This window comes from Amycolatopsis sp. NPDC000009, from assembly GCF_055563465.1.
Window position 1 is genome coordinate 1 of sequence record NZ_JBVHDI010000042.1, and the last position, 11,717, is coordinate 11,717.

Below are 11,717 nucleotides of genomic sequence, written 5' to 3' on the forward strand. Positions count from 1 at the left end.
AAACCCACCCCCCCCCACCCCCCCCCCCACACCCCCCCCCCCCCCCGCCCACACACAAACACTTGTGGGTGTTGTTTTTTTAGTTGGACAACACCCCCCCCCCCCCCCCCCCCACCACCCCAAAGCGAAAAGCGAGCCCTAAACGGTGTCGAACTCCGACTCCAATTCCTCGATCTCGTCCTTCCCCAGGTCGACCAGTTCGAAGTCGGCGGCGGGTTTCCTGGCCGCGGGCACCTCGTCCGGTTCCTCCCCCAGCTCGACGAACGACGCGAGCCCAGCCGGCGTCCGGTACTCGAAGACCTCCCGCGCGCCGAAGGTCATCCCCTCACGCCGGGCCCGCGCCGCCAGCTGCATCGAGACGATCGAGTCCCCGCCCAGCTCGAAGAAGCTGTCGTCCGCGCCGACCCGCGCCAGCCCGAGCATCTCGGCGAAGAGCTCGCACAGCAGCCGCTCGATCTCCGTGACCGGTTCCCTGCCTGCGATATGCCCGCTGAAATCGGGTTCCGGCAACGCTTTCCGGTCGACCTTCCCGTTCGCGTTCACCGGCAGCGCGGCCAGCGCCATCACCACCGACGGCACCATGTACTCCGGCAGCTGCCCGGCGATCCGCTCGCGCAGCCGCACCGGGTCCACCCCGGCGGCGGACACGATGTAGCCGATCAGCCGTCCGTCGCGGACCGCCACCACCGCCTGGTCGACGCCCGGCTGGTCCGCAAGCACCGCCTCGACCTCGCCCGGTTCCACGCGATAGCCGCGGATCTTGACCTGCGTGTCCGCGCGTCCGGCGAAGACCAGCTCGCCTTCGTCGTTCCAGTAAGCCAGGTCGCCCGTCCGGTACATCCGCTCGCCGGGGGTGAAGGGATCGGCGACGAACCGTTCAGCCGTCAACGCGGTACGACCGAGGTAGCCGTGCGCCACCCCGGCGCCCGCGATGTACAGGTCGCCCGCGACACCCGGCGGCAGCGGCCGCAGGAAGACGTCCAGCACGTACAGCCGCCGCCCCGGATGCGGTTTGCCGATCGGCAGCGTCGAGCCCAGCTCGTCACCGGGCCGGATCACCTTCCACGACGCGCAGAACGTCGTCTCGGTCGGGCCGTAGGTGTGCAGGACACGCAGGTCCGGGCACGCCTGCCGCACGCGCTCCACCGCGCCGAGCGGCACCACGTCCCCGCCGGTTTGGAAGTAGCGCAACCCAGCGAAACAGTCCGGTTTCTCCTGCACCAGCGCGCGGAACTGGCCGGCGGTGAAGTTCACCGACGTGAGGCCCCGCGCCGCGTGCGCGGCGAGGGTGTCCGCGTCGATCACACCCGGTCCGGCGAGGATCACCCGCGCACCCGCCACGAGCGGCACCAGGACCTCGTACAACGCCGGGTCGAACGTGTGCGGCGCGTGCATCAGCACCGCGTCACCGGGGTGCAGATCCCACACCTCGTAGCCCAGCAGCGCCGCGACGCCACCGTGTGAGACGGCCACGCCCTTCGGCGTTCCGGTCGACCCGGACGTGTACATCACGTACGCCAGGTCGTCCGCCCCGACCGGCACCAGGGACGTCTCGCCCTCGACCGGATCGTCGACCAGGATCCGCGGATACCCGGACGGCGTCGCGGTCCCGCCGCGGCACACCACCGCGGCCGCCGAGGAATCCTCCAGCATGAACGCGACCCGCTCGGCCGGATAGTCCGGATCGATCGGCACGTACACCGCCCCGGCCTTCCACACCGCGAGCCAGGCCGCCAGCAGCTCCGCCGACCGTCCGACCACCACGCCGACCCGGTCACCACGGCGCACACCCCGTGCGGTCAGCACCGTCGCGAGCTTGCCGGACCAGTCGTCGAGTTCCGCGAACGAATACTCCCGGTCCGCGGCCACGATCGCCGTCGCGTGCGGAGTCCGGTCCACCTGACGGCCGAACAGCTCCACCGCCGACGACGCGTCCACGATGTCGTCCGTCTCGTTCCAGCGCTCGACCACCAGCTCGCGGCCGGCCTCGTCCAGAATGTCCAGCCTGCCGACCGGCGTCCCCGGCTCCGCGATGATCCGCTCCAGCGCCAGGGTGAGCCCGTCCAGCGCCGCCTTGGCGACCGAAGGCTCGACAGCGTGATACTGCAGTTCGACTTCCAGGCTTTCACCCGGCATGACACCGAGGGTCATCGCGTACGGCGTCGCCTGGTTGAAGTCCCGCAGGGTCAGGCTGAGCTCGGACGCCGAGCCGGTCGCCGGGTCGGCGTAGTTCTCGAACACGACGATCGTGTCGAAACCCGCCTCGCCCAGCTTCTGGATCTCCGGAAGGCCGAGATGGTGGTGCGCCATCAGCTCCGACTGCCGTCCCTGCAGTTCCGTGAGCATCCGCAGGACCGGCTGCCCGCCGTCCAACCGCACCCGCACCGGCACGGTGTTGATGAACAGCCCCACGGTCTGCTCCGCGCCGGGCAGTTCGGCGGGCCGTCCCGAGACCACCGCGCCGAACACGACGTCCTGACGGCGCGCCAGCCTCGCCAGCACCAGCGACCACGCGCCTTGCACGAGCGTGTTGAACGTCAACCCGTTGCGGCGGGCGAACTCGGCCAGCGCGGAGGTGAACTCCGGCGAGTGGCGGACGACCTCGCTCGACGGCAGTCCATGCGCCTTTCCGGGAGTTTCCGGAAGCCCGAGCGACGTTCCGTCGGCCCCGTCCAATTCCGCGCGCCAGGCCGTCTTGGCCGCCTCCTTGTCCTGCTTTCCCAGCCAGGCAAGGTAATTCCCGTAGGAACCAGGGGCACGTGCGACACCACCCGTCGCGTAGATCTCCAGGAGATCCGCCTCGATGAGCGCCCGCGACCACCCGTCGATGAGCAGGTGATGGCTCGTGGTCACCAGGCAGTGCTTTTCCGGGCCGAGCCGGATCAGCATCAGCCGCAGCAACGGCGGACGCGTGAGGTCGAACCGCGTGGAGCGCTCCTTCTCCGCGATCGCGCTCACCTCGGCCAGCGCGTCTTCTTCGGGCAGATCGGACAGATCGCGTTCGGCCCACGGAAGCTTGACGTCCCGCGGGATGAGCTGGATCGTCTCGCCGTTCTTCCGCCGCTGGAAGCTCGCCCGAAGCGCCGCGTGTCTGTTCAGGACCATCTCCCAGGACTTCCGGAACCGTTCCGGGTCCAGGGGTCCGTCGATGATCTGCGTCTGCTGGATGAGGTGGATGTCGGGTGCCTCGTCGTCCAAGGAGGCGTGGTAGAGCATGCCCGCCTGCATCGGGGACAGCGGCCAGACTTCCGCCAGTGCCGATCCAGAGTTCGTCGTCGAAGTGTTCACGATGCCCGGCCTTCGCTGAGTTCCGCTGCCAATGCTTCGAAGCTTTCGATCTCGTCCTGGTCCAATTCGAGGAGACCGAAATCGGATGCGGTGTGCCCGCCCGCGGCGGGGTCTTCCGCTTGGGAGGCCAGTCCGGACAACACGGCCAGCAATTCCTGGACCAGTCGTTCGATTCCGGCGTCGTCGAACACGTCGTCCGACCATTCGAGCAGGATGATCAGTTCCGGCCCGTCCGGCAGATCCTGGACGATCGCGTTGACGTCCAACGCGTGCGGCAGCCGCATGTCCGCGTCGATCGAGCCGCCGATCTCACCGACCTGCTGCCACGCCCGCACATCGCCGGCGTCACCGGCGGCGAACCGGCCGAGGTAGTTGAACCCGATACGCGCCGACGGCAGCGCCGCCAGCACCGGCTCGGTCTCGGCGTTGAGATGGCGCAGCAATCCGTACCCGAGCCCGTCGCCGGGCACCGCGCGCGACTGTTCCTTGACCGCCTTCAGCAACGTCCCGGCCGCCGCGTCACCGGCGAGCACCCCGGCCAAGTCGATCCCGGAGACGTCGAGCCGCACCGGATGCGTGCTGGTGAACCAGCCCACCGTCCTGGACAGGTCCATTCCCTCGGCGGGATGACGGCCGTGACCCTCGACGTCCACCAGCACCGAGTCCGACGCGCTCCACCGGGCCACCGCTCCCGCGAGCCCGGCCAGCAGGACCTCGTGCACGCCGCAGTGGAACACCACCGGCGCCCGCCCCACCAGCACCGATGTCTCCGCCGAAGGCACCGCCCACGACCGCGAACGCACCTCGCCCACCGGAGCCTGCTGGTTCCCGGTTCCGACAATCGCCTGCCATGCGGGAAGTTCCGCGACCCGCTCGGCGGAGACGGCCCATTCCTGGAGCAGGCCCGCCCACCGGCGGAAGGACACCGCCACCGGCTCCAGTTCCGGCTTCCGGCCGGCTGCCACGGCCTCGCACGCCGCCTGGAGATCCGCCGCCAGGACTCGCCACGAGACCCCGTCGACCACGAGATGGTGCGCCACCACGATCAAACGGCCGACCCGGTCCGGTCCGGCGTCCAACCACACGATTTGGACGACCACACCCGTGGCGGGATCCAGCCGCCCGACGGCCTCCCGCGCCGCGGCTGCCTCGTCCAGCGAGCCTTCGACCTTCACCCGGGTAAAGGTCGCAGGAGCGCCGCGCTCACCGACCACCAGCCGTCCGTCGACGACCCGTGCCCGCAACATGTCGTGCGTGTCCAGCACCGCCGCCAGCCCGGCGGCCAGTGTCTCTTCCGTCAAGTCCGCCGGTGCGCCCAGGACGAGCCATTGCGCGAAGCCCGGCGCCGCGGCGCCCTCCCCGAACAGCCGCATCACCGGCGTCGAGGCGACCTCACCGATGCCATCGGCGGAATCGCGCGATTCCTGCCGCGGCGCCAGCGTCACCAGCTGCGCGAGCCGTTCCGGAGTCCGGTGTTCGAACACCTGCTTCGGAGTCAGCGCGATCCCGTCACGACGCGCTCGGGACGCGACCTGCATGGACGAGATCGAATCCCCGCCCAGCTCGAAGAAACTGTCCTCGACCCCGACCCGCGCCAGCCCGAGCACCTCGGCGAAGACCTCGCACAGGATCCGCTCGGCCTCGGTCGCGGGTTCCCTGCCGACCGTCTTCGACGAGAAATCCGGTTCGGGCAACGCCTTCCGATCGATCTTCCCGTGCGCGGTCAGCGGCAGGACGTCCAGCGCCATCACCGCCGCGGGCACCATGTACGCCGGCATCCGCTCGGCGAGACCGGTCCGCAGCTCCTCCGGATCGACGTCACCCGGCGACACGTAGGCGACCAGACGCCCCTGGCGAACCGTCACCGTGGCCTGCGTGACCCGAGGGTCGTCGGACAGCGCGAACTCGATCTCGCGCGGCTCGACCCGGAACCCGCGGATCTTGACCTGGTCGTCGGCCCGGCCGGCCGATACCAGCTCGTCCTCGTCCGTCCAGTACGCCAGGTCGCCGGTCCGGTACATCCGCTCGCCGGGCACGAACGGATCGGCGACGAACCGCTCCGACGTCAGCGCCGCACGCCCCAGATATCCCCGCGCCACCCCGATTCCGGCCAGATACAGCTCGCCGACGACACCGCGCGGCAACGGACGCAGGAACGCGTCCAGCAGGTAGCCGCGCACCCCGGCGATCGGCCCGCCGAACGGGATCACCGCGCCGTGCGGCGCCAGCGGCATGCTCACCGTCGCGCAGATCGTGGTCTCGGTGGGCCCGTAGGCGTTGAGCATCCGGCGGTCGGCCGAAAGCCGGTCCACCAGTCCAGGCGGGCAGAGCTCCCCCGCCGCGGTCACCGTCTCGACCCCGGCCGGGAACACGTCGACGGTGGCCAGCACCGACGGCGGCGCCTTCACGTGCGTGACGTCCCACCGCTCCAGCGTGTCGCTCAACGACGCCTGCGGCGGCAGATCCTCGTCCGGCGGCATCACCAGCGTCGCCCCGGAAAGCAACGCCATCATCACCTCGGACACGATGGTGTCGAAGCCGAGCGCCGCGAACTGCAGGACGCGCGACGACGGCGTCACGGCCAGCCGTTCGATATGCGCCATCGCCAAGTTGCCCAGGCCCGAGTAGGTGACGATCACGCCCTTCGGGGTTCCGGTCGATCCCGACGTGTAGATCACGTACGCCGCGTCGCGCATCCCCACCTTCGGCAAGACCACGTCCGGGGCCGCCGTCAGGTCGATTTCGTCGAGCACGACGATGCGGTCGGCGAACTCCTCCGGCACCGCGTCGCGTGTCTTTCCCTGGCACACCACCAGCATCGGATCGGCGCTGCCGAAGATCAGCTTCACGCGCTCGGCCGGGTACGCGGGGTCCACCGGGACGAAGACGCCGCCCGCCAGCGAAACCCCGAGCATCCCGATCAGCCACCACGCGGACCGTCCGGCCACCAGGCCGACCCGGCGCTCCCGGTCGACGCCCGCCGCCCGCAGGACGGCGGCGAACCTGGTCGCGCGGTCCCACAGTTCCGCGTAGGTCAGGTCGCCTTCGCCGTCCGTGACCGCCACCGCGTCCGGCCGCTCGGCCGCCATCCGCCCGATCAGCGCGGGCAGGGGCTCGCCGTCCAGCAACGCGGGTGCCCAGCGGGGCAACGGGATCTCGCCCATCCCGGTCCGACCGACGAGCGCGGACGGATCCTCGACGACCGCGCCGAGCGCACCGGCGAACCAGTCCAGCAGGGAGCCGGCGACGGCCTCGTCGATCTGCCCGCGCCAGTAGGCGAGCTGGATCCGGAACTCCTCGCCCGGGATCACCCCGACCGTCACCGGATAGTGCGTCCCTTCGACCGTGCCCAGATACGAGAACTGGTCGGCGAAGTCCCGCGGGTAGTTCTCGAACACCAGCAGCGTGTCGAACATCGCGCCGGGTCCGGCCGTCTTCTGGATCTCCGTCAGGCCCAGGTGCTGATGCGGCATCAGCTCGACCTGACGCCGTTGCAGGCCGGTGAGCATGTCCACCACGGACTGCGTGCCGTCCAGCGATACCCGCACCGGGATCGTGTTCATCATCAGTCCCGGCATCGACTCGACGCCCGGGAGTTCGGCGGGACGGCAGGCGACCGTGGTGCCGAACACGACGTCGGTCCGCCGCGCGAGCCGCGCCAGCACCAGCGCCCACGCGCCCTGCACCACCGTGTTGAGCGTCAGCCCGTGGTCGCGGGCGAAGCCCGTGAGCCGGGTGTAGAGCTCCGGCGCGAGATGGGTGACGCGGTAGTCGTAGTCCGTCGTCGTGTCCGACTTGGCGACCAGCGCGGGTACGTCGATGTCCGACAGCTCCGCCTGCCAGGCCGCGCGCGCCGCGTCCTTGTCCTGCCTGTCCAACCACGTCAGATAGTCGCGGTAGGAGGCGGCCGTCCGCTCCGGGAAACCACCGGAGGTGTACGCCGCCGAGACCTCGTTGAGGATCACCGCCACCGACCAGCCGTCGGTCAGGATGTGGTGGTTGACCACCAGCAACCGGTGCCGGTCCTCGCCGGTCTTGATCAGCACGAGCCGGAACAGCGGCGCCTTGGCGAGATCGAACCGGTTCCGCTGTTCCTCCGCGGACAGCGCCTTGACGGCCTCCTCGACGTCGCTCGCGCCGGTCAGATCGACCTCGCGCCACGGCAGTTCGACGCGTCCGGCGACGGCCTGCACCGCCTTGCCCGAGGCGAGCCGGTGGAAGGTCAGCCGGAGTTCGGGGTGCCGGGCGAAGACCGCCTCCCACACCGACCGCAGCCTGGCCACGTCCAGCGGTCCGGTCAGCTCGACGATCCACTGGGTCTGGTAGATGTCGGGACCCTGGTCGTCGAGGGTGGTCTGGAAGAGCAGTCCCGCCTGGAGCGGTGCGAGCGGCCAGACCTCGACGGCGTCCGCGACCGCGGCCGCCAGTTCCGCCTCGTCTTCCGCGGTCAGCTCGACCAAGGGGCCGTCGACAGGCCGGTCGGCCGTCGCGACGCCCGCCACCGCGGCCAGGCGCGCTGGAGTCCGCTCGCCGAAGATCTGCGAAGGCGTCACCAGCAGACCGGCTTTCGCCGCACGGGCCGCGACGCGCACCGCGAGGATCGAATCCCCGCCCAGCTCGAAGAAGCCGTCGTCGACGCCCACCCGGTCGATGCCGAGCAGTTCGGCGAACAGTCCACAAAGGACCTGCTCGGCCTCGGTGACGGGTTCGCGGCCGTCGGCCTTCGCGGTGAAATCGGGGGCGGGCAAGGCAGCCCGGTCCACCTTGCCGTTGCCGGTCAGCGGAAGCGCGGCCACCGCCAGCACCACGGCCGGGACCAGGTAGCCGGGCAGGACCGCCTGAAGCCGCTCGCGGACGAGCGCGGGATCCACGTCCGCCACCACGTAACCGATCAGGCGGCCGTCGATCGGCACCACGACGGCCTCGTGGACGTCCGGCTGCGCGGTCATCGCGGCCTCGACCTCACCGGGTTCGATCCGGAACCCGCGGATCTTCACCTGGTCGTCGGCGCGGCCCGCGAAGAGCAGTTCGCCGTCCGGCGTCCACTTCGCGAGGTCACCGGTGCGGTACATCCTCTCGCCCGGCGCGAACGGATCCGCCACGAACCGCTCCGCCGTCAGCCCGGGCCGGTCGAGGTAGCCGTCGGCCAGCCCGGCGCCGGACAGGTACAGCTCGCCGACCACGTCCGGGGCGACCGGCCGCAGCGAGTCGTCCAGCACCCAGGCCTGCCGCCCGGACAGCGGACGCCCGATCGGCAGGACCGCCACCGGGTCGTCGTCCGGTTCGAGCACGTGCCAGGTGGCGCACAGCGTCGTTTCCGTCGGCCCGTACAGATGCCGGATCCGCGCACCGGGCGCGGCGTGGCGCACCCGGTCCACCGCGTGCGCGGGCACCAGGTCCCCGCCGGTCAGGATCTCGCGCAGCCCCGCGAACGACTCCGGCGCTTCCTCCGCCACCGCGCGGAAACTGCCGGCGGTGAGATGGGCCCGCGTCACCCCGCCCGCGACGGCCTCCCGCAGCCGGCGGGCGTCCACCGGCCCCGGCGCGGCGATCACCACCCGGGCGCCCGACACCAGCGGCACCCAGATCTCGCACAGGGACGCGTCGAAGGAATGCGGCGCGTGCATGAGGACCGCGTCGTCGGGTTCCATCGCCCAGCCGGGATCCCCGACCAGTTCCGCGACGCTGGAATGCGGGACGGCGACGCCCTTCGGCTTGCCCGTCGAGCCGGACGTGTACATCACGTACGCCAGATCTTCCGGGCTCGCCGGGGTGACCGCCGCCTCGCCCGCGTCATCCGTGACGACGAGAGACTCGGTCCCTTCGGGGACGCTGTCACGCGTCCCGGCTGAGCACAGCATCAGGGACGCGCCCGAATCCGCGACCATGAACGCCACCCGCGGCGCGGGATACGCGGCGTCCACCGGCACGTACGCCGCGCCCGCCTTCCAGACGGCGAGCAGCGCGACCAGCAGATCCGCCGAGCGGTCCAGCATCACGGCGACCCGGCGCGCGCCCCGGGCGGCCAACCGGCCGGACAGCCTGCCCGCGAGCTCGTCGAGCTCCCGGTAGGTCAGGGTCCGGTCCCCGTCGACCACGGCCACCGCGCCGGGTGCCCGGCCCACCTGCCTGGCGAAGAGATCGAGCACCGTCGGTGCGGCCTGCGCTGCGGAACTCATCGTCATCCTCCGTAGACCACGGTGTCCAGCGGCTCTTCGTCGAACTCGTCTTCCTCGGGTTCCGGTTTGGGCGCGTTGTTCTCCGGCCTGGCGAACTGCGTGTGGTAGAGCTCCGAATACAGCCCGCCCCTGGCCAGCAACTCGTCGTGCGTCCCGCGTTCACGGACCGTTCCGCCGTCGATCACGAGGATCTGGTCGGCCTCGCGGATCGTGGACAACCGGTGCGCGATCACCAGCGACGTCCGGTCGCGCAGCGCGGTCTTGAGCGCCCGCTGAACGGCGGCCTCCGACTCGGAGTCCAGATGCGCGGTGGCCTCGTCCAGCACGACGACCGTCGGCGCCTTCAGCAGCAGCCGGGCGATGGCCAGCCGCTGCTTCTCCCCACCGGACATGCGGTAGCCGCGGTCGCCGGTGACGGTGTCGAACCCGCGGGGCAGCGACTGGATCAGGTCCCAGATCTGCGCCCCCTTGCAGGCTTCGACCAGCTCTTCCTCGGTGGCGTCCGGACGGGCGTAGAGCAGGTTCTCCCGGATGGTGTCGTGGAAGAGGTAAGCGTCCTGGCTGACCACCCCGACCGTGCCGCGGATCGAGTCGAAGGTGAGGTCGCGCAGATCGTGCCCGTCGAAGCGGACCGCGCCGGCGTTCGGGTCGTACAGCCGGGAGACCAGGTGGGTGATGGTGCTCTTGCCCGCGCCGGACGGGCCGACGAGCGCGGTGAGGGTCCCCGAGGGCGCCTCGAAGCTGATGCCGCGCAGGACGTCCGCCGTCTTGTCGCCGTTCTCCCGCTTGGTCCGCAGGTGTTCGAGCGAAGCCAGCGAGACCTCGTCCGCGGTGGGATAGCGGAACACCACGTCGTCGAACTCGATCCCCGGCGCCTTGCTCTTCTCGAGTTCCTTGGCGTCCGGGCGTTCCTGGATCAACGGCTTGAGGTCGAGCAGCTCGAAGATCCGCGCGAAGCTCACCACCACGGTCTGCGCGGTCTCCTGCAGCCCGGACAGCTGGGTGATCGGCCCGAACAGCCGCCCCAGCAGGGTGGCGATCGCGATGAGCGTCCCGAGCTGGAACACCCCCTCGATCACGAGCCCGCCGCCGACGCCGTAGACGACCGCCGTGGCGATCGAGGCCATCAGCGCCATCATGGCGAAGGACATCCGGGCCCAGATGGAGATGCTGACGCCGATGTTGCGGATCTTGCCCGCCCGCTTGCGGTAGTCGGCCATCTCCTCGTCCGGGCGGCCGAAGAGCTTGGAGAGCATCGCGCCCTGGACGTTGAACCGCTCGTGGAGGAGCCCGCCGAGCCCGGCGTTCGTCTCCATCAGCGTTCCGGTGCGGCGCTGGATGATCCGCCCCACCCAGATCCAGGGAACGACGAACAGCGGGACCAGCACCAGCGTGACCACGGCGACCAGCCAGGACAGGTAGAACAGCTCGGCCAGCACGAGCAGGACGGTGACCACACTGGTGGCCGCCATCAGCAGATGACCGAACGCCTGCTGCGCCATGATGAGTTCGGTGTGCAGCCTGCCGACCAGCACCCCGGTCTGGGTGCGGGTGAAGAACGCGATCGGCAGCCGCCGGACGTGATCGAGGGCCTGCACCCGGAGGTCGTAGGTGACCCCCTCGCCGATCTTCGCGGAGACGTAGGCGGACAACAGCGACAGCAGCGCGCCCGCCACGGCGAGGCCGGCGGTCAGGACCGCCATCAGGATGACGACCCCGAAGTCGTTCTTCAGGATGCCGCCGTCGATGAGCTCCTTCATCAGCAACGGGGTCGCGACGACGACGAACGCCTCCATCGCGGCGATCAGGACGAAGATCGCCACCTTGCCGACGTGGGGGCGGAAATACGCGAGGACTCTGCGCACCGTCCCCGGACGGACCCGGTTCGACCAGGGATCGGGGTCGTCATCGCTCTTGGGCGACGCCCCGAAGCGCAACATTACTTCCATTTGGGCATCCCTCTCACGCACGAAGTCGGCGAGTTCAATCGTGCTGAATCGTGTCGATGTCCACGAGTGGCCCCCGCGGGAACATCTCCGGTCTCTTTGTCCACAAAGGACGCTTGCGGCCGGGCGGTGGCCACCTGGGCAGGCCAGCCGCCTCGGTCCCCGCGGCGACGTTGCGAAAGCCACTTTCGCAACGTTGAAGGTTGCGAAAGTGGCTTTCGCAACCCAGTCAAGCCCGCCACCCAGCCGAACCCCGGTACCGAGCGGGTCTGGTCTCGTGAGTGGTTAGGGCGGTTCTAACCGT

General features: G+C 70.2%; 1 protein-coding gene and 1 pseudogene. Both read right to left on the reverse strand.

Going from position 1 to position 11,717, the window contains the following annotated elements:
• Window positions 1-138: 138 nt before the first annotated feature.
• Window positions 139-9,437: pseudogene (locus ACZ3HL_RS44690) on the reverse strand (amino acid adenylation domain-containing protein).
• A gap of 32 nt (window positions 9,438-9,469) precedes the next feature.
• Window positions 9,470-11,416 carry an ABC transporter ATP-binding protein gene (locus tag ACZ3HL_RS44695; RefSeq protein ID WP_465538046.1) on the reverse strand — a complete coding sequence of 649 codons (1,947 nt, stop codon included), beginning with the start codon at window positions 11,414-11,416 and terminating at the stop codon, window positions 9,470-9,472.
• Window positions 11,417-11,717 lie beyond the last annotated feature (301 nt).

Coding starts and splice junctions, on each gene's coding strand:
- ACZ3HL_RS44695 (WP_465538046.1), bottom strand. CDS start 11,416: ATGGAAGTAATGTTGCGCTTCGGGGCGTCGCCCAAGAGCGATGACGAC.